Annotated in this window: 19 protein-coding genes; 18 read left to right on the top strand and 1 reads right to left on the bottom strand. The window is 42.3% G+C overall.

Annotation, left to right across the window (positions count from 1 at the left end):
* Positions 1 to 14 precede the first annotated feature (14 nt).
* The 7 genes from ACQRD1_RS04675 (at position 15) to ACQRD1_RS04705 (ending at position 7,901) form a co-directional block, all read left to right on the top strand.
* Positions 15 to 338 (top strand): septum formation initiator family protein, encoded by a 324-nt coding sequence (locus tag ACQRD1_RS04675; RefSeq protein ID WP_235231936.1) that lies wholly within the window; start codon positions 15 to 17, stop codon positions 336 to 338.
* A 75-nt stretch (positions 339 to 413) separates the two neighbouring features.
* Positions 414 to 1,817 carry a SpoIIE family protein phosphatase gene (locus tag ACQRD1_RS04680; protein WP_235231935.1) on the top strand — a complete coding sequence of 468 codons (1,404 nt, stop codon included), beginning with the start codon at positions 414 to 416 and terminating at the stop codon, positions 1,815 to 1,817.
* Between the two features lie 73 nt (positions 1,818 to 1,890).
* Positions 1,891 to 3,261, top strand: coding sequence for a tRNA lysidine(34) synthetase TilS (gene tilS / locus ACQRD1_RS04685; protein WP_427786964.1), 1,371 nt, complete (start codon positions 1,891 to 1,893; stop codon positions 3,259 to 3,261).
* Positions 3,245 to 3,772 carry a hypoxanthine phosphoribosyltransferase gene (gene hpt / locus ACQRD1_RS04690; protein WP_347376197.1) on the top strand — a complete coding sequence of 176 codons (528 nt, stop codon included), beginning with the start codon at positions 3,245 to 3,247 and terminating at the stop codon, positions 3,770 to 3,772. The genes tilS and hpt overlap by 17 nt, the downstream gene beginning before the upstream one ends.
* Before the next feature lie 16 nt (positions 3,773 to 3,788).
* A complete protein-coding gene (gene ftsH, locus ACQRD1_RS04695) occupies positions 3,789 to 5,636 on the top strand; it encodes an ATP-dependent zinc metalloprotease FtsH (protein ID WP_427760952.1) in 1,848 nt (615 codons plus the stop codon).
* Positions 5,637 to 5,671: 35 nt separating this feature from the next.
* On the top strand, positions 5,672 to 7,762 hold the full coding sequence (locus ACQRD1_RS04700; RefSeq protein WP_427786965.1) for a glycoside hydrolase family 13 protein: 2,091 nt from the start codon (positions 5,672 to 5,674) through the stop codon (positions 7,760 to 7,762).
* Positions 7,746 to 7,901: a hypothetical protein gene (locus ACQRD1_RS04705; protein WP_235231930.1), complete on the top strand. Its 156-nt coding sequence runs from the start codon at positions 7,746 to 7,748 to the stop codon at positions 7,899 to 7,901. The genes ACQRD1_RS04700 and ACQRD1_RS04705 overlap by 17 nt, the downstream gene beginning before the upstream one ends.
* A gap of 97 nt (positions 7,902 to 7,998) precedes the next feature.
* Here the strand turns inward: ACQRD1_RS04705 and map are convergent, their stop codons facing one another.
* Positions 7,999 to 8,808, bottom strand: a complete 810-nt coding sequence (map, locus tag ACQRD1_RS04710; RefSeq protein ID WP_235231929.1) for a type I methionyl aminopeptidase — start codon at positions 8,806 to 8,808, stop codon at positions 7,999 to 8,001.
* Positions 8,809 to 8,971: 163 nt separating this feature from the next.
* Between map and ACQRD1_RS04715 the strand changes: the two genes are divergently transcribed.
* The 11 genes from ACQRD1_RS04715 to ACQRD1_RS04765 all read left to right on the top strand — a co-directional run bounded on the left by ACQRD1_RS04715 (position 8,972) and on the right by ACQRD1_RS04765 (position 20,107).
* Entirely contained in the window at positions 8,972 to 10,048 is a 1,077-nt protein-coding gene (locus ACQRD1_RS04715) for a 6-phosphofructokinase (protein ID WP_235231928.1), read from the top strand.
* A gap of 27 nt (positions 10,049 to 10,075) precedes the next feature.
* Positions 10,076 to 11,650, top strand: coding sequence for a DNA polymerase III subunit gamma/tau (gene dnaX / locus ACQRD1_RS04720; protein ID WP_235231927.1), 1,575 nt, complete (start codon positions 10,076 to 10,078; stop codon positions 11,648 to 11,650).
* Between the two features lie 12 nt (positions 11,651 to 11,662).
* Positions 11,663 to 12,016 (top strand): YbaB/EbfC family nucleoid-associated protein, encoded by a 354-nt coding sequence (locus ACQRD1_RS04725; protein WP_235231926.1) that lies wholly within the window; start codon positions 11,663 to 11,665, stop codon positions 12,014 to 12,016.
* A gap of 15 nt (positions 12,017 to 12,031) precedes the next feature.
* The gene (gene recR / locus ACQRD1_RS04730; protein ID WP_235231925.1) at positions 12,032 to 12,628 is read left to right on the top strand and encodes a recombination mediator RecR; all 597 of its coding nucleotides are present in this window, start codon (positions 12,032 to 12,034) and stop codon (positions 12,626 to 12,628) included.
* Between the two features lie 95 nt (positions 12,629 to 12,723).
* Positions 12,724 to 13,827 carry a LacI family DNA-binding transcriptional regulator gene (locus ACQRD1_RS04735; RefSeq protein ID WP_235231924.1) on the top strand — a complete coding sequence of 368 codons (1,104 nt, stop codon included), beginning with the start codon at positions 12,724 to 12,726 and terminating at the stop codon, positions 13,825 to 13,827.
* 244 nt (positions 13,828 to 14,071) lie between these two features.
* Entirely contained in the window at positions 14,072 to 14,725 is a 654-nt protein-coding gene (fsa, locus tag ACQRD1_RS04740) for a fructose-6-phosphate aldolase (protein WP_235231923.1), read from the top strand.
* A 10-nt stretch (positions 14,726 to 14,735) separates the two neighbouring features.
* Complete coding sequence (locus tag ACQRD1_RS04745) at positions 14,736 to 15,572, top strand: transketolase (protein WP_235231922.1); 837 nt, start codon at positions 14,736 to 14,738, stop codon at positions 15,570 to 15,572.
* Positions 15,560 to 16,498, top strand: a complete 939-nt coding sequence (locus tag ACQRD1_RS04750; RefSeq protein ID WP_235231921.1) for a transketolase family protein — start codon at positions 15,560 to 15,562, stop codon at positions 16,496 to 16,498. The genes ACQRD1_RS04745 and ACQRD1_RS04750 overlap by 13 nt, the downstream gene beginning before the upstream one ends.
* 247 nt (positions 16,499 to 16,745) lie before the next feature.
* Complete coding sequence (locus ACQRD1_RS04755) at positions 16,746 to 17,804, top strand: LysM peptidoglycan-binding domain-containing protein (protein ID WP_235231920.1); 1,059 nt, start codon at positions 16,746 to 16,748, stop codon at positions 17,802 to 17,804.
* A 125-nt stretch (positions 17,805 to 17,929) separates the two neighbouring features.
* Entirely contained in the window at positions 17,930 to 19,183 is a 1,254-nt protein-coding gene (locus ACQRD1_RS04760) for a DUF5711 family protein (protein WP_427786966.1), read from the top strand.
* Between the two features lie 9 nt (positions 19,184 to 19,192).
* Positions 19,193 to 20,107 (top strand): CvpA family protein, encoded by a 915-nt coding sequence (locus tag ACQRD1_RS04765; RefSeq protein WP_235231918.1) that lies wholly within the window; start codon positions 19,193 to 19,195, stop codon positions 20,105 to 20,107.
* Positions 20,108 to 20,368: the final 261 nt, after the last annotated feature.

A 20,368-nucleotide genomic window follows, 5' to 3' on the forward strand; every position in this document is an offset into this window, starting at 1 on the left:
GGTGAGTAATAATTATGAGTGGTATGAAGCAAAGACGTCGCAGAAGACGGACTAAGAAAAGTATGCAGCGCCATAAAAGGAGCGTTTTTGCAGTATGTGCCGTTGTTTTTCTATTGTTTGCGGTGATATCCGTCAATAGCATGACATTAAGGGCTAAGGATCAGTCTTATCAGGCACAGGAGCAGGAACTGGAAGAACAGATTAAGGAAGAGAAGGCGCGTTCGAAAGAAATCGAAGATCTTGAAGAGTACGTGGGTACGGATGAATATGTAGAAGATGTGGCAAAAGAGAAGCTGGGTCTTGTACATGAAAATGAGATCATTTTCAAAGCAAAATAATGAACAGAAGATAAGCTTTAGGAGACAAAATTCCTAGAGCTTTTTTATTTTTTACCGTTGAAAGGGGAGCAAAGAATGACGGAAATAAAAGAAAAAGAACCTTTTTTGAATCCATATGTGATCCAGATGGACAAGTTTGCGGATTCATTGATGCATTTGTCGAAGACATTTCTTACTTTAGAAGATTATAAGGGGACATTTTCGAAAGAAGAGATTGAAGAAATGTTTCAAAAGGTTACGGATAAAGTATGCGAGAACTGTGAGAGGAAGGAGTGGTGTCTGGGAGAAAACCGAGTGCATACCTATCAGATGGTATATGAGATATTGTGTGCGGTTGAGGAATATGGAGCAGAGCTGAATATTGAATTGAAAAGAAGTCTGCAGAAGCGATGCATTATGGCACCGCGGTTTTTGCGGGAGACTCTGGAAGTATTTGAGAATGCAAAAAAAATTCTGCTGTGGAACCATAAGATCGTACAGAATCGGGAAGGATTCGCCAGGCAGCTGAAGTATTTTGCCAAGATGATCCAATATACTACCCGAGAACTTGATGCAGGAATATTTGAAGATGAACATCTGGAAAAGCGATTGAAAACCCATTTGAAGAAAGCTGGTGCAAAGATGTTGTCTTCGGTGTTCTATATCACGCCGCAAGGAAAGTATGAGATTCATCTTACAGTAAAAGCGGCAAAAGGGCACATCATTGCCACAAAAGAATTGGCGGCTCTGGTTGGAGATCTGATGGGGAGGGTAATGATGCCCAGACAGGGAGAACGTCCGGTGGTGGGAGAGGAATATTCTACCATTGCCTGCGTTGAAAGCGCCAGATATCACACGCTTCAGGGTGTGGCAAAGATTGGCAAAGGATGTGAGAAGATCTCTGGTGACACCTTTTTGATGAAAGATCTTCCGGGCGGAAAAAAGGGAATTGTATTGTCAGACGGTATGGGCTCAGGAGAAGAAGCGTTTCGTGAGAGTGCGATGGTTGTTGAGATGCTGGAGGAACTCTTAGAAGCAGGGTTCCCGGTCAGAACGGCAATTCAGCTGATGAATACAGCATTGGTCATTGGAAGGGAAGAAGTGAGGTTTTCAACTGTGGATGCATGCCTGTTCGATCTCTATAGCGGCACCTGTGAATTTGTAAAAGCAGGGGCTTCTACAACATTTATCAAGCGGAAAGATTCTGTTGAGAAGATTAGTTCCACAACACTTCCAGTCGGTGTCTTACAGGAGTTGGAGATTGATGTGGAGACAAAAGAGTTGACGTCGGGAGATTATGTGATTATGGTAACAGATGGAGTAATCGATGCTCTGCCGGTGGGAGAGCAGGAAGCGTTGATGTGTACCTTTATACAGGATTCCGATATTGTGAATCCGAAAGAACTGGCTCACCATATTCTGGGGCAGGTACTGGAATGGACGGGAGAGGTGCCGATGGACGATATGACGGTGCTCGCAGTGGGGATGTGGAAATTATAAGGAAAACTTGCTTTTTATAGTAAAATTCTATATATTAAAGATATTCATTAGCAGACTAAAGAAGGATAGACAGATGTATCAGCGGGTCAAAGAGTATATTCAGAGATATCACATGCTGGAAAAAGAGGATAAAGTGGTGACAGGCGTATCGGGAGGAGCAGATTCCATATGCCTTCTTTTCATGCTTATAGAATTACAGAAGGAATTGGGATTTTCTATTGTGGCTGTGCATGTTCATCATGGCCTTCGGGAAGGGACCGCGGATGCGGATGCGGATTATGTTCAGAAAGTCTGCCGGGAACAGGGGGTAGACCTTCGGATTTTCCGGGAAGATGTGAAGAAGTATGCTAAGGGGAATAAGCTGACATTGGAAGAGGCCGGGAGAAATATCCGCCGAATGCGGTTTGGACAGGTATTAGAAGAGAGTGGCGGAACGAAGATTGCACTTGCCCATCATCAGAATGATAATGCAGAGACACTGATCTGGAATCTGTGTCGTGGATGTGGACTGAAAGGAATGGGAGGAATTGCGCCGGTAGATGGAGTATATGTGCGGCCACTTTTATGTCTGAAGAGAAAAGAAATTGAATCATATCTTGCAGAACGGGGAATATCTTATTGTACGGATGAGACGAATCTGGAAGACGATTATACGCGCAATCGTATTCGAAGTCATGTGATCCCATATCTGGAAGAGCAGATTAATCAGCAGACGGTAGAACATATGGCAGATACGATGGAACAGATGCGTAAGCTGGGTGAATTCGTAGAGCAGGAGACCAGGCGGCACGCACGGCAATGTATCCGATATGTGCACGGCAATCAGGCAATATTGAATGCAGAAGCTTACGGGAAAGCTCCCGAGGCGTTGCAAGCGTATATGATTCATGAGATGCTGTGTCAGATTGCAGGAAGACGAAAGGATATAGAATCTGCGCATGTCCGGGCGGTGATGGAGCTTATCGAAAAGCAGGTGGGACGAAGAGTAGATCTTCCCTACCACATGCAGGCCAGACGATGCTATGAAGGGATCGTTCTGTCAAAGACTACAGATGTGGATACGATAGAGGATATATCGGCGGAAGAACCGGCAACGTTTCGGATCTTTGAACGACAGTCGGATATAGTAATATTTCCGAAAAAAACCTACACGAAATGGTTTGACTATGATATAATAAAAAATACTGTAAAAATAAGGCATAGAGCGCCCGGAGATTATCTCACGATTGATAAAAACGGAGGCACTCAGAAGTTAAAGCAGTATTTTGTGAATGAAAAGATACCCCGGGAAGAAAGAGATCAAGTGTGGCTTGTAGCTGACGGATCGGAGATTATGTGGATCGTCGGGTATCGACAGAATCAGAAATATCAGGTAACTGAACATACCAGAAGAATTATGGAAATTCATTTTCATGGAGGAAAAAAAGATGGCAGAGAGCATTAAAGTGTTGGTCCCAGAAGCGGAAGTAGCAAAACGAATCGAAGAATTAGGTAAAAAAATCAGTGAAGATTACGCAGGTAAGCAGGTGCATTTAATCTGCGTGCTCAAAGGCGGAGTATTCTTCATGTGTGAACTGGCAAAACGAATCAGTGTGCCAGTATCCATGGATTTTATGAGTGTCAGTAGTTATGGCGATGGCACTTCATCCAGCGGTGTGGTAAAGATCGCGAAAGACCTGGATGAATCATTGGAAGGTAAAGATGTGCTTGTAGTAGAGGATATCATTGATTCAGGAAGAACGCTGTATTATCTTCTGGACATTCTGAAAAAGAGAAATCCAAAAAGTATGAGATTGTGTACACTTCTTGATAAACCTGACCGCAGAGTCAGAGATGTAAAGGTAAATTATGTGGGATTTGAGATCCCGGATGAATTTGTCGTAGGATATGGTCTGGATTATGCACAGAAATATAGAAACCTGCCTTACATCGGAGTTGTAGAAGGAGTGGAGTAGAAAGGGGCTTTAAACATTGAACGATAAAAGGACGAGAGGACTGAGCGGTGCGACTGTTCTGATGTTTGTCGTATTTTTATTTGCGGCATTCTGGTTCACCAATCAAGTTGATCAGAAAGAAAAAGAGATATCCTGGAAACAGTTTGAACGCCTGGTTGTAAGTGAGGATGTAGAATCTGTTACGATTACACAGAATAAGAATGTTCCGACTGGAAGAGTAGAGATACAGATGAAGAGCCACGGAGACGAAGAAGGCGAAGTGAAGTGGCTGTATGTGTCAGATGTGAATGATATTCAGGATTATCTGAAAGAGAAGCAGATTGATTATGCCATGCCGGATGTACCGCAGGACAGTTGGATAGGTACGACTTTAGTGCCGCTTTTGGTAACACTTTTAGGTATTGTGCTGATCTTTTCGCTTATGAATCGCCAGGGCGGTGGGGCTAATGCCAAAGCGATGAATTTTGGAAAGAGCCGTGCGAAGCTTAGCACAGGCAACGACAAAAAGATTACATTTGCGCAGGTGGCAGGTCTGAAAGAAGAGAAAGAAGAACTGGAGGAGATTGTAGATTTCCTGAAGGCTCCGAAAAAGTATATTCAAGTAGGAGCAAGAATTCCAAAAGGAGTACTGCTTGTCGGCCCTCCGGGAACGGGAAAAACATTGCTTGCCAAAGCGGTTGCCGGGGAGGCAGGAGTACCGTTCTTTACAATATCTGGTTCGGATTTTGTGGAAATGTTTGTCGGAGTAGGTGCTTCCCGAGTGAGGGATCTGTTTGAAGAGGCAAAGAAAAACGCGCCATGTATCATATTTATTGATGAGATCGATGCTGTGGCAAGACGCCGTGGAACTGGTATGGGCGGAGGCCATGATGAGAGGGAACAGACATTAAATCAGCTACTGGTAGAGATGGATGGCTTCGGTGTGAATGAAGGCATCATTGTAATGGCTGCGACCAACCGTGTTGATATTCTTGACCCGGCAATTCTTCGTCCGGGACGTTTTGACCGTAAGGTTATGGTAGGAAGACCGGATATCAAAGGACGAGAAGAGATCCTGAAGGTTCATGCCAAGGGCAAGCCATTGAGTGAAGAGATTGATCTGAAGCAGATTGCACAGACGACGGCAGGTTTCACGGGGGCAGATCTTGAGAACCTTCTGAATGAAGCTGCAATCCTGGCGGCTAAGAGTGATCGGATATATCTGAAGCAGGAAGATATTCAGAAAGCATTTGTCAAAGTTGGAATCGGTGCGGAGAAGAAAAGCCGTGTCATCTCTGATAAAGAGAAGAGAATTACTGCGTTCCATGAAGCAGGTCATGCAATTTTGTTCCATGTGCTTCCGGATGTTGGACCGGTCTATAGTGTATCGATCATTCCGACAGGAAGCGCAGGTGGCTATACAATGCCGTTGCCGGAAAATGATGAGATGTTTAACACCAAAGGAAAGATGCTTCAGGATATCACGGTAGCATTGGGTGGTCGAGTAGCAGAAGAAGAAGTGTTTGATGATATCACGACAGGAGCTTCTCAGGATATCAAACAGGCGACTGGACTTGCAAAGTCTATGGTTACCAAGTTCGGTATGTCTGAGGCTGTTGGATTGATTAATTATGATGATGACAGTGATGAAGTGTTTATAGGAAGAGATCTTGCCCATACATCCCGTGGATATGGAGAAGGTGTGGCAACAGTGATCGATCAGGAAGTAAAACGTATTATTGATGAATGTTATGCAAGAGCCAGACATATCATCCACAAATACGATGATGTTCTCCACGCATGTGCAAACTTGTTGTTAGAAAAAGAAAAAATCTCAAGAGAAGAATTTGAATCATTATTTACTGGAGAAGTATCAGAAGCATAATACAAAAATGATGAATGAGAGAGGAAATGGATTGCATGAAAAAACAAGCGTTGTTTTGCGATGGGACTGCAAGCTATGTGATTCCACAGGAACCACAGGAAAATGAGACCGTAATTTTACGTTTTCGTACGGCGAAGGATGATAAGGTGCGGGTGCGTCTGATGACGGCGGTCGGTGGATATGATATGGAAAAAGAGAGTACCAGTGGCGAGTTTGATTATTATATGATCAAATGGCGCCTGAATGAAGAACCTTTCCGTTATTGCTTTGAAATCAGGGATGATGATACGACCTGTTATTATAATAGATGTGGAGTTGCAAAAGAGATTGTAGAATTTTATGATTTTGTCATTGTGCCGGGATTTTCAACACCGGACTGGGCAAAAGGTGCAGTGATGTACCAGATTTTTACGGATCGTTTTTATAATGGCGATAAGACCAATGATGTAGAGACGAACGAATATTATTATATAGGCGGATACAGCCAGAAGGTAACTGACTGGGATAAGTATCCGGCCAATATGGGGGTACGGGAATTCTATGGGGGAGACCTGCAGGGAGTGATCAATAAGTTGGATTATCTGCAGGAACTCGGAGTAGAAGTACTATATTTTAATCCGTTATTTGTATCACCGTCGAATCATAAATATGATATTCAGGATTATGACTATATTGATCCACATTATGGTGTGATCGTGGAAGATGGTGGAGAAGTCCTGACGGATGGTGTGACAGAGAATAAAAAGGCGACAAAATATCAGAAAAGAGTAACGGATATTAAGAATCTGGAAGCCAGTAATCAACTATTCATCAAATTAGTGGAAGAACTTCACCGGAGGGGAATGAAGATTATTCTTGACGGCGTTTTTAATCATTGTGGCTCTTTTAATAAGTGGATGGATCGAGAGAGAATCTATGAAGGACAGGAAGATTATGAACCTGGTGCATATACTTCGTCGGATAGTCCATACCGGAGCTATTTCCGATTCTTCAAAGAGGAACCGGAGAATTGGCCGTATAATTATAATTATGATGGCTGGTGGGGCCATGATACCCTTCCTAAGTTAAATTACGAAGATTCTGTTAAATTAGAAAACTATATTCTGTATATTGGAAGAAAATGGGTATCCCCACCGTATAATGTAGACGGATGGCGTCTGGATGTGGCGGCGGATCTTGGAAGAAGCAATGATTATAATCATCGTTTCTGGAAAAAATTCCGCAGAGCCGTCAAAAATGCCAATCCAAATGCGTTGATTCTTGCGGAGCATTATGGCGACCCAAGTGAATGGCTCCGGGGAGATGAGTGGGATACGGTCATGAACTATGATGCGTTTATGGAGCCGGTGACCTGGTTTTTGACGGGTATGGAGAAGCACAGCGATGAATCGCGGGAAGAACTGTTGGGCAATGCAGATAACTTTGTGGCATCCATTTCCCATCATATGTCCAATATGTTGACGCCTTCTCTCCAGGTTGCGATGAATGAATTGTCGAATCACGACCATTCCAGATTTCTGACCCGTACGAATCACATGGTTGGGAGAGTTGAACATCTTGGGCCGAAGGCTGCCAATAATTATGTAAATCTTGGAGTGATGCGCGAAGCTGTTGTGATGCAGATGACCTGGGTCGGAGCGCCAACTGTTTATTATGGAGACGAAGCTGGCGTATGTGGATTTACAGATCCTGATAATCGGCGCACTTACCCATGGGGTCATGAAGATAAGGAGCTGATTGCATTTCATCGAGAGATGATTCGGATTCACAAAGAACATCCGGCTCTTAGGACTGGTTCCCTGAATATGCTGTATTGGGCTGAAAATATTCTGGCATATGGCCGTTTTCTGGAAGAAGACAAGGTCATCGTTATTATCAATAACCGCAGTGAGCTTGCGCAGGTAACTGTGCCGGTATGGCAGGCAGAGATTCCGATGAAGTGCAGAATGAAGAAGTTGATGTATTCTTATCTGGACGGATATTCGACGAATTATGATGAATTCCTCGTAGAAGATGGCGAAGTGGTGGCCAATATGGGTGCACATTCAGCGCTTGTACTTAGTATGAGGGACATGGATAAGCAGACTTGCCCAAATCAGAATGAAAGTAATGAAAAGAGTTTATAGAAGAAAAGAAAGGGAAGAAGGTCTTAAGATGCGAGGTGTCAATGCCGGATATTCACGCAAACCTGTATTGTCAGATCTTCCAGAAGAGACTGTTGTACGTTTGAAAGATACATTAAAACAATACGGATACCTGAATTAATTCCTTAACATAAGAAGAAAAAGGAAAACGTCCTCTGGTAATTTGCAGACGTTTTCCTTTTCCTTTTTTTTCTGTGGCAGACACTAGAAAGCAATTATTATTTCGATAGTACTTCTACACCATCTTCTGTAATCAGTACCATGTATTCAATCTGGGCAGATAGGCTATCATCCATAGTATAGACGGTCCAGCCATTCTCTTCGTCGATGAAGAAATCAGGGCTGCCTTCGTTGATCATTGGTTCGATGGTGAACATCATGCCTGGAACCAAAACCATTTCACTTCCCTTAGGAGTTACATAGCTGACAAAAGGGTCTTCGTGGAAAGCAAGGCCAATGCCGTGGCCTCCAATTTCTTCGACAACAGAGTAGCCATTCTTTTGTGCGTGAGAGTTAATTGCGTAAGCAATATCCCCCAGGTGTCCCCAAGGTTTCGCCTCTTTGAGACCGAGTTCCACGCATTCCTTCGTTACCTGTACCAGCTTCGCTGCCTCAGGAGATACATCTCCGATAGTAAACATGCGGGAAGCATCTGAAAAATAACCATTCAGAATAGTAGATACATCCACATTGATGATATCCCCGTTTCTCAAAATCTCATCTTCGGATGGAATCCCATGGCAGATGACGTTGTTAATAGAGGTACATACGCTCTTTGGGAAACCTTCATAATTAAGCGGTGCTGGGATTCCGCCATGCTCCGTTGTGAAATCATAAACCAGTCTGTCAATTTCTGCTGTACTCATGCCCTCGTGAATATGGGCAGCCACATGATCCAGGACCGCTGTGTTCAAATCGGCGCTCTTTCTGATTGCTTCGATCTGCGCCGGAGTCTTTAAAAGAGAACGGTCAGGAACAATCTGTCCCTTGGCGGCCAGAGACCATAATTTTATATCCAGTTTATCCACAATATTACCTACTTTCTTTGCAAAATACTTTACTTATAATTATAGCATCCTTTGTCAAGAGGGGATGGGGTTTTTTCAAAAACCCCCGTCCTCTCCTTGTAATTGCATCATACTCTGTGATAAACTAAAGTGTAATAAGTTTGAGTGTGAAAGGAGCAGGCGTATGTTAAGAATAGGAATGCTTACAAGTGGAGGAGACTGCCAGGCTTTAAATGCAGCTATGCGTGGCGTTGTAAAAGGAATCTGTTCAAAGAGAGACGATGTTGAGATCTATGGATTTCAAGAAGGCTATAAGGGATTGATTTATTCTAATTTTAAGATGCTGACTTCCAGGGATTTCTCAGGAATTCTGACGGTTGGAGGAACAATTCTTGGGACTTCCAGACAGCCGTTTAAATTGATGAGAGTACCAGACGAGAACGGTTTGGACAAGGTTGAAGCAATGAAACATACTTATCACAAATTGAATCTGGATTGTCTCGTGGTACTTGGCGGTAATGGAACACATAAGACAGCGAATATGCTTCGCGAAGAAGGATTGAATGTCATTACACTTCCAAAGACGATTGACAACGATCTGTGGGGAACGGATATGACGTTTGGTTTCCAGAGTGCGGTAGATATTGCTACGGATACGATTGATAAGATTCACACGACTGCGACATCACACAGCCGCGTATTTATTGTTGAGATCATGGGACATAAAGTCGGATGGGTAACACTCCATGCAGGAATTGCAGGTGGTGCAGATATTATTCTGCTTCCTGAGATTCCATATGATATTGATGTGGTGGTGGATGCTATTAATAAGAGAAAAGCAGCAGGAAAGAGATTTACGATTATCGCTGTTGCTGAAGGTGCAATTTCAAAAGAAGATGCCAAGCTATCCAAAAAAGAGATGAAGGAGAAGGTAGCAAAGAAGAAATATCCTTCTGTTGCATATGAAGTGGCTGAGAGAATTCAGAAGAAGACAGATCAGGAAGTTCGTATTACTGTTCCGGGCCATACACAGCGTGGTGGTTCTCCGTGCCCGTATGACCGTGTGCTTGCAACGAGACTTGGTGCAGCAGCGGCAGAGGCAATTCTGGAAGGAAATTATGGCTGTATGATGGGCGTGAAGAAAAATGAAATTGTACGTGTTCCATTAGCAGAAGTTGCCGGTAAGCTGAAATATGTTGATCCGAATTCCAGCATTATCAAGGAAGCAGAGATGACGGGCATCAGTTTCGGTACAAAATAAAGACGTAAGAAGCGGGGAGTGTAGAGAATGTCATATACGGCATTATATCGAAAATTTCGTCCGGATGAGTTTGAGGATGTAAAGGGGCAGGATGCAATTGTAAAGACATTAAAAAATCAGATCATGGCAGACCGTATAGGACATGCATATCTGTTCTGTGGAACGCGGGGAACCGGGAAAACAACGGTGGCAAAGATATTTGCCAAAGCAGTTAATTGTGAACATCCAATTGACGGAAGTCCTTGCGGTGAGTGTGCCATGTGTAAAGCGATTGCGTCTGGAGCTTCTATGAATGTCATCGAGATTGATGCGGCATCTAACAACGGTGTGGATAATATCCGTGAAATCCGGGAGGAAGTGTCATATCGTCCGACGGAAGGACGCTACAAAGTATATATTATAGATGAGGTTCATATGCTCTCTATTGGAGCGTTCAATGCGTTGCTGAAAACTTTGGAGGAACCGCCGGAGTATGTTATCTTTATCCTGGCGACTACAGAAGCGCATAAAATTCCGATCACGATTTTGAGCCGATGCCAACGGTATGATTTTAAAAGAATTTCTATCGAAACTATTTCCGCAAGGCTTCGGGAATTAATTGATAAAGAACAGTGGGATGTAGAAGAAAAGGCGGTTCGCTATATTGCTAAGATGGCAGATGGCTCCATGCGAGATTCGCTTAGTCTTCTGGATCAATGTGTTGCTTTTTATATTGGAGAAAAACTGACCTATGACCATGTGCTGGAAGTCCTGGGGGCTGTAGATACAGAAGTGTTTAGCCGGCTTCTTCGGGAACTTCTGGTCATGGATGTGCATAAAGTGATTGAAACGGTAGATGAATTGGTCATGCAAGGCCGTGAACTGTCTCAGCTTGCAGCAGATTTTACCTGGTATCTCAGAAACTTGCTGCTGGTAAAAAGTTCTGATAATATGGAGGACGTACTGGATGTGTCCACAGAGAATCTGGTTCAGCTAAAAGAAGAGGCGCAGATGATTGACAATGAGACACTGATCCGTTATATTAGAATCTTCTCAGATCTTACCAATCAGTTGAAATACGCAAGCCAAAAAAGAGTTCTTTTGGAAGTGACATTGATTAAGTTGTGCAAACCAGAGATGGATCGGAATCCAGATGCTCTTCTGGATCGTATCCGGGCAATCGAAAAACAATTGGAAGAGGGTCTGCCGGAAGCCAAAGTAAAGGAAAGAGTTGTCTATGTAAATGGAGAGCAGGCGCAGCAGACATCGCAACAGTCAAAACCGGAGATTCCCAAGGCGCTGAATGAAGATGTGAAAGCAGTGGTGAAAGATTTTCGTGTGATTGCAAATGATGCCTCTCCGCTGCTTAGAACTTATCTTAAAAAGGCAAGACTTAGCGCAGGAGAAGGTAATCGTCTGCTTATTGTGCTCCCGGATGAAGTTAGTGCAAGCTTTGTCGCCGCAGCAGAACATAAGGCAGAGATTGAAGGGTTGATTGAAGAAAAGATTGGGAAGCGAATGGAAGTAGAAGTCCGACAATTAGAAGAAGGACGCAAGTTTGAGGATCATTTTGTTGATATTGAAAATCTGATCCACATGGATATAACAATAGAAGATGAGTAGGAGGATATGAATATGGCAAAAAGAGGTGGATTTCCAGGAGGCGGGATGCCGGGAAATATGGCGAATCTGATGAAACAGGCACAGAAGATGCAGCGCCAGATGGAAGAACAGGCAAAAGAGATGGAGACAAAAGAATTCAGTGCAACCGCGGGCGGCGGAGCTGTGGAAGTGACGGTCTCCGGCGCGAAGAAAGTATTGAAAGTAAAGTTAGCTGAAGAAGTGGTTGATCCGGATGATGTAGAGATGTTAGAAGATCTGATCGTTGCAGCGGTAAATGAAGCCATGGATAAAGTAGATGCTGAGTCGGCATCCGCAATGGCTAAGTTTACCGGCGGCATGGGCGGTCAGATGCCGGGATTATTCTAACGGGGAGTGCAAAATATGGATTACTACAGTAACCAGATGAGCAAATTAATTGAAGAATTGTCATGCCTTCCGGGCATAGGATCAAAGTCAGCGGCAAGGCTGGCTTTTCACTTGGTTCATATGCCTTTAGAAGATGTAAAAAGGCTGGCATCCACCATGGTCGAGGCAAGAGAGAACATCCGATATTGTTCAGAATGTTATACTCTGACGGATCAGGAAATGTGTCCGATCTGCAGTAATAGTAATCGAGATCACAAGACAATTATGGTCGTGGAAAATACCAGAGATCTGGCGGCATACGAAAAAACCGGCAAGTACGACGGCGTGTATCATGTACTTCACGGTGCAATCTCGCCCATGCTCGGGATCGGACCGGACGACATTAAGCTGAAAGAGCTTATGGAACGACTGCAGGGAGATGTAGAAGAAGTGATTATCGCCACTAATTCAAGTTTGGAAGGTGAGACCACTGCAATGTACCTTAGCAAGCTGATAAAGCCGACCGGAATTAAAGTCAGCCGGATTGCCAGCGGTGTCCCAGTGGGAGGAGATCTGGAATATATAGATGAAGTAACCCTGCTTCGGGCATTGGAAGGAAGAACACAATTGTAATTTGGGACGGGGGTTTTTTCGTTTTCCTCCGTCCCAAATTAAAATATCCCTGTCCCCAATTAGATTTACCCTGTCCCCAAATGAGGTGAGTGAGGATGAAAAAGAAGAAAATTACATCTATGGATATAGCTGAGGTAGCAGGGGTATCCCAGTCTACGGTTTCAATGGTCTTAAATAAAAAATACAATGTATCGTTTTCCAAGGAAACGGTGGAAAAAGTGGAACGTGCGGCCAGAGAACTGGGATATGTTCCGCCGAAGCGCAAGAAGAAAAAGGGCACAAAAAAGGAAAAATTATTGGTGGTATTCTGTTCGAATCTGACCAACCCGTATTATGTTATGTTGCTTCAGGGGATTGAATCCCGTGCTAAGGAGCAGGGATTTGGTCTGTTTGTATGCAATACGCAGCGTGATCTGAAGATGGAAGAACGATATCTGAAGATGATGTGGGAGCTGCGTCCCCTGGGAATTATCTATACTTGTAATCCGAGTCATTGTTTTATGGATCTGGTAAAGGAGTTGTCTCAGAAGATTCCGGTGGCGATTATTAATAATCAGAATGAAAAAATGAATGTAGATGCGGTGGAATTGGATAATTCTAAGCTTGGAAGAATTATGGCCCGTCACCTCCTGGAACTGGGGCATCGCAATGTGGCATATATTGCACCGCCTTTGACTGCGCGCCAAAAACAACGTTCCAAACGTGTAGAAGGATTTTTGAAAGAGTATGAAAAGGCTGGTTTGCGGGAAAATGTAATTATTAAGGCTGCGAAAGAAGAGATAGACCTTGATGTTGCTCTCATTGATTCGGAATATAAGATTGGCTATGATTTGACAAAAGAGCTTTTGCAGGAAAATCGGGAGATTACCGCGATTGTTGGACTGAACGATATGATTGCATTTGGAATTCTGGATGCGCTTCATGAAGCGAAGATAAAAGTTCCGTCAGAGATGTCCGTTATGGGTTGTGATAATACTTTGTTTGCCCGAATGCATAAAGTGGATCTTACGACGATTGAACATTTTGTTATTTTTAAGGGCAGAGATGCCTGCGATATTATTATGAAGAAAATCGCATCCCATGATACGAGATATTCAGAGATTGAGCCGATCAGCACATACCATGTAGAGTATGAACCACAGTTGATCATACGGGGAACAACATCTTATGCAAAAGAGAAAAGAAAAAAGAAAAATTAATTCATTTTGAAAAAATATTATTAATATTTTCCGGTAATGCATCTGGAAAAAATGCTGAAAGTGCGAGAATAAAAATCTGTTTATTAAGAAACGAAAGAAAAAAATAGAATAAAATAATTGATAAAATAAAATTATTAATAAACAAAATTATTAATAATAAATAAGCGCTATTGACCAATCTTCATGGTGTAAGTTATAATCCAATCATGAAGTAAATAGCGGATTTATAAGGAGGAAAAGCGAAATGAAATTTTTCATTGACACAGCGAAGGTAGAGGATATTAAGAAAGCAAATGACATGGGAGTAATTTGTGGTGTAACTACAAATCCATCTTTGATTGCAAAAGAAGGAAGAGTATTTGAGGAAGTTATCGCTGAGATCGCTTCTATTGTAGACGGTCCAATCAGTGGAGAAGTAAAAGCAACAACTGTTGATGCAGAGGGAATGATCGCAGAAGGAAGAGAAATCGCAAAGATTCACCCGAATATGGTTGTTAAGATTCCTATGACTGTAGAAGGACTGAAAGCTTGCAAACAGCTGACAGCTGAAGGAATCAAGACAAATGTGACATTGATCTTCACAGCAAATCAGGCACTTCTGGCAGCAAGAGCAGGCGCAACATATGTATCTCCTTTCTTAGGACGTCTGGATGATATCTCTGTAAGAGGTACAGACTTGATCGCAGAGATCGCAGAGATCTTCCGTGTTGCTGGAATAAAGACTGAAATCATCGCAGCAAGTGTACGTCATCCAATGCATGTAACAGACTGCGCATTGGCTGGTGCTGATATTGCAACAGTTCCGTATTCTGTAATTGAGCAGATGACAAAACATCCATTAACAGATGCAGGAATTGCAAAATTCCAGGCAGATTATAAAGCAGTATTTGGAGAGTAGGAGGCAGCTCATGAATAAGTTAGAGTTAATGAAGACAGCAAATGAGGTTCGCAAGGGTATTGTGACGGCTGTACACAGTGCAAAATCAGGACATCCAGGCGGCTCCTTATCTGCTGCAGATATCTATACCTATCTGTTTTTTGAAGAAATGAATATCGATCCGAAGGATCCGAAAAAAGCTGACCGCGACCGTTTTGTATTGTCAAAAGGTCACACTGCACCGGGATATTATTCTACCTTGGCACACAGAGGGTTCTTCCCGGTAGAAGATCTTACCACATTGCGTAAAGTAGGTTCTTACCTTCAGGGACATCCTGACATGAAGCACATTCCTGGTGTGGATATGTCAAGTGGTTCTCTGGGACAAGGAATCTCAGCGGCTGTAGGTATGGCAATTTCCGCAAAATTATCTGGAGATGCTTATCGTGTATACACGCTGCTTGGAGATGGAGAGATTCAGGAAGGTCAGGTGTGGGAAGCGTCTATGCTTGCGGGCTTCAGAAAGTTGGACAACCTGGTAGTGATCGTGGATAACAATAATCTGCAGATTGATGGCCCGATTGATGAGGTCAACTCTCCGTACCCAATCGACAAGAAATTTGAGGCATTTAATTTCCACGTAATTAATATTAATGGAAATGATTTTGATGAGATCGATGCTGCATTTAAAGAAGCAAGAGAAACTAAGGGGCAGCCGACAGCGATTATCGCAAAGACATTGAAAGGAAAAGGAGTTTCCTTTATGGAAAATCAGGTGTCCTGGCACGGAACCGCTCCAAACGATGAGCAGTACGCGGTTGCAATGGCAGACTTAGAGAAAGTAGGTGAAGCATTATGTCAGAAGTAAAGAAAATCGCAACAAGAGAAAGCTACGGTAATGCTTTAGTTGAGTTGGGAAAAGAACATGAAGATGTTGTTGTTCTGGATGCCGACCTGGCAGCAGCAACAAAGACAGGAACATTTAAAAAAGCTTTCCCAGAGCGTCATATCGACTGTGGTATTGCAGAATGCAATATGATCGGTGTCGCTGCAGGAATCGCAACAACCGGAAAAGTACCATTTGCAAGTTCCTTTGCAATGTTCGCAGCGGGACGCGCCTATGAGCAAGTACGTAACTCTGTTGGTTATCCGAAATTAAATGTGAAAATTGGTGCAACACATGCTGGAATCTCCGTAGGAGAAGATGGCGCAACACACCAGTGCAATGAAGATATTGCCCTGATGAGAACTATTCCGGGAATGGTTGTTATCAACCCTTCTGATGATGTAGAGGCAAAAGCGGCAGTAAAAGCAGCTTATGAACATGAGGGTCCAGTATATCTTCGATTTGGAAGACTTGCGGTCCCTGTAATCAACGATAACGAAGACTATAAATTTGAACTCGGAAAAGCAATTACCCTGCGTGAAGGTACCGATGTTACGATTATCGCATCTGGTCTTCCAGTGTCTGAGTCACTGGCAGCAGCAGAAAAACTGGCAGAGGATGGAATCAGCGCAGAAGTAATCAACATGCACACCATCAAACCATTGGATGAAGAAGCAGTTATCGCAGCAGCAGCTAAGACTGGAAAGATTGTAACAGTAGAAGAACATTCAATCATTGGCGGATTGGGAAGCGCAGTTTGCGACGTAGTTGCAGAAAAAGCTCCTGCAAAAGTTATGAAAATCGGTATTAATGATGTATATGGCGAATCAGGACCAGCAGTGGAACTGATTAAAAAATACGGACTAGATGCAAATAGCATTTACGAAAAAGTAAAAGCGTTTGTATAAAAAACATTTCCTGAAAGAAGAAGACACATCCTGTGGGTGTGTTTTCTTCTTTTTGTCAATTGGGGACGTAGTATTTTTACAAAATACTACGTCCCCAATTGACAAATGCCCTGTACCTTTTTGGCAAATACCCTGTACCCGGTCGTAATATGGCGGAAAGTTTTTGGGACAGGTCCCATCAATTGATAAAATATGCAGATTTCGTATGCTATCATTAGCAAAAATATTCAAGATGAGGTGAGAGTATATGGAAAGACAATTTCCCAAAAATGTAAGGCAGATAGGAAACGTAAGTGATGAGCCTAAAATATACGTAGAAGATTATGTGGATATCTATTTGACTCAGCTACAGCAACAGGCGTCTGAGGAACCGATAGGTGTCATGCTTATTGGTGAAATACTGAATCAAGAGGGGCAGGATGTGGTTTATATTTCTGGCGCTATGCAGATGAAAGAAATTGAAGTAACTAGTACGGAGATCGTTATTAAAGAAGAGACGCTTGAAGAGATGGAAGGAGAGCGGAAAAAGTTTTTTGCATTCAGTCAGATCGTTGGATGGGGACTTATTGAGAGTGGTCATCCTATGGGACAGATTCGGGAAATTTCAAAGATACACGCGAAAACATTTTCGGGAGAAAATACCATATTTATTTGGAAAGATGCCAGAGATAATGAGGAGTTATATTATGCTCATAAATATGGTGAACTGATGCAGATGGGAGGACATTATATATATTATGAAAAAAATCCTTCCATGCAAAATTATATGATTGCGACACGCAAAAAGAATGGCGTGACACCCAGTGAAATGGTTGAGGATCGAGCTGCAAAGGATTTTCGTAGTGCCGTAAGAACGAAAATGGAAGATAAAGAACAACGGCAAAATTCGAGATTGGTCTATGCAACCAGCGTGCTGTTGGTGGTAGTAGTGCTTGCGATTGGGGTATCGACGGTTAATAACTTTGACAAAATGGAGGCGGTTCAAAGTTCACTGGAATCTCTGTCGCAATCTGTTGATCAAGCAGGAAGTCAGAACAAAACCGTAAGTGAGGAAACGGTAGTTGAAACAGGCGGTAGTGCAGAGAGTGCAGATGAAGTAGCTGCTCAGGGTACTGTACCAGAGACTTCAACAATACAAGAGGAATTAAGTGAAGATGATTATTACGTTGTAAAAAAGGGTGACACCCTGGATAGCATCAGCGTAAAACTATACGGAGATTCCTCTCATGTAACAGCAATCTGCAAAATGAACGGGTTATCCGATGGCAATCTCATTTACATCGGACAAAAACTACTACTCCCCTAACCGGAAATGTGTTACAATGTTCACGAAAGCACAAAGTCGTGTGAAGTGAGCACGGCGTAAGAAGCGAAGAAGTTCGATAGGGTAAGAACCACCGCTCTGCGGAAGAACGAATGAAGGGGAGACAGATGATACAACGGAGAAATAAAAACCTTCATGTTGTCAGAGAACAGGAAGATCCAACAGATGAGATTGTAAAAGATATAATGCAAGAATTGAATAATGAAAATACCCCACAAGAAGAACTGAATGAGCAGATCAAACAACACAAGAAAGAGCAGTGGCGCAAGAGAATTATTTGTGTGGCAGTAGTACTTGTGGCAATGGTTGGTATTTATCTTCTTGTGAATCTTCAGACATACAATCAGGCAAGAACCATAGATTCATATCAGAACAGCGGCACATCAAATAACAGCTACATACAGTTTTCAGAGGGAGTGTTAAAATATAGCCGTGATGGTATCTCCTATCTTGATCAAAATGGTGAAGAACAATGGAATCAATCCTATCAGATGAAAAATCCATTTGTTGATGTGGGAGAGAAAGCGGCAGCAGTAGCTGATAAAGGTGGAAATGATATCCTTGTATTCCAGAAGAATGGTATAAAAGGAGAGATTCATACCACGATACCGATTGAGAAAATAAGCGTATCTGAGCAAGGTATCGTTAGTGCGATATTAAAGAATGAATCTTCGGCAAAAATAATGTGTTACGATACGGCGGGAAATGTGCTGGTAGAGCATAAAACTTCTTTGGCTGGAACCGGCTATCCGCTTGATGTGGCTTTGTCGGCAAATGGAGAAGTAATGCAGGTTCTGTATCTTTATACGCAGGATGGAAAGATTACTTCAAAAGTAATTTACTATAATTTTGGTGAGGCAGGCGAGGAAGATGCCGATCACCAGGTAACGACGAAGGAATATGAAGATACTATTATGGCTTCGGGATTTTTCCTCAATAGTTCTACTTCAGTGGCGGTTGGAGATAATTGCCTGTCCATATATCAAGGTAGGGAGATCCCGAAAGAAGAGACTAAGATTACGATTGAAAAAGAGATAAAAAGCTTGTTCCACAGCGACAAATATATTGGTATGGTCCTTAAAAATGAAGGAAAAGAAGGCTATGAGCTTCGCCTTTATAATTCCCATGGGAAGGTGGTTCTGTCGGAAGATTTTACAGGTGATTATGCAAATGCAAAAATCTGCGGCGGACAAGTGATTCTGTATGATAGTAAAAAATGTAGTATATTTATGAAAAGTGGCATACAGAAGTTTGATGGGGAAATGGATGATAATATATTGGAGATTTTCCCGGTTGCAGGTGTTAATAAGTACATTTTGATGAGCACAGATGGAATGAAAAAAATCCGTCTTGTGAAATAAGGAGAACTTATGAATTGGTTATTGATAACAGTTGGTGTAATTTTCTTGGTCAGTATAATTGTTGGGATTTGTAGAGGTGCGATTAAAATAGCAGTATCTCTTGCAACAACAATTGTTACACTTGTACTGGTGTTTTTTGCAACGCCATATGTGGCGAAGGCGATTGAAAAGTATACACCTATGGATGATGTGATTAAGAATCAGGTAATCAGCACAATGGCAAATGCGGCGGTTTCTCAGGCTTCTGGAGAGGAGTCAGGAGGTCTTTCGGAAGAAAGTGTCAGAAAAGTATTAGAAGCAGCAGGAGTCGGGGAAGATCTATTGTCACAGTATGGTATTACTATAGAAGATATTGTAAATGGAAATATAAGCAAAGAAGATCTTGCTCAATACGGAATATCCGGAAATGTATTGGACGGTCTCGATTCGGGGCAGCAGACTGTTGAGCAGGCGATAGAAGGGGCAGAGATACCGAGGGAAATGCAGACGCAAGCCATACAACAGGCAGATCTTCCGAATGTGTTCAAGAGTCTTTTGGCGGTTAATAATAATAGTGAGATTTACCAACAACTTGGCGTAGAAACATTTGCACAGTATGTAGGTAGTTATCTGGCTAAGTTGATTATTAATATAGTAGCGTTTTTGATTACTTTTGTCTTAATCTCTATCATATTGCGTGCAATTGTATTTGCGCTGGATATTGTCTCTTCTCTTCCGGGTGTTGGAATTGTTAATCGGCTTGCGGGAGGAGTTATAGGAATGGTTGGAGCAATGGTCATTGTGTGGACGTTATATATTATAATTACTTTAATGTATACAACAACTGTTGGAAAAGAGTTATTTCAGATGATTCAGGAAAATCAATTTCTTACAATGTTATATGAATATAATCCGATTATGAAGCTGGCGACAATATTTCACTAAAAAATAAAGAAACTACTTGACGTTAAGAATAAAAAATGATATTATAAAAATCCACCGCGAAAACGTGGTGGATTTTTATACGGAAAGACTTTGGAAATGAAAAAATCCAAAAAAGATATCAAAAAAATGTTGACAAAGATTTGGAGACATGATATCCTATAAAAGTTGTCGCTTAGGTGTTAGAAACACTTGGGAATGGACGACAAAAAACAAATTAAAAAAGTTGTTGACAAGCGAGAAAACATATGATATATTAATATA

This window comes from Bariatricus sp. SGI.019, from assembly GCF_050315235.1.
Classification (GTDB): Bacteria; Bacillota; Clostridia; order Lachnospirales; family Lachnospiraceae; genus JAFBIX01.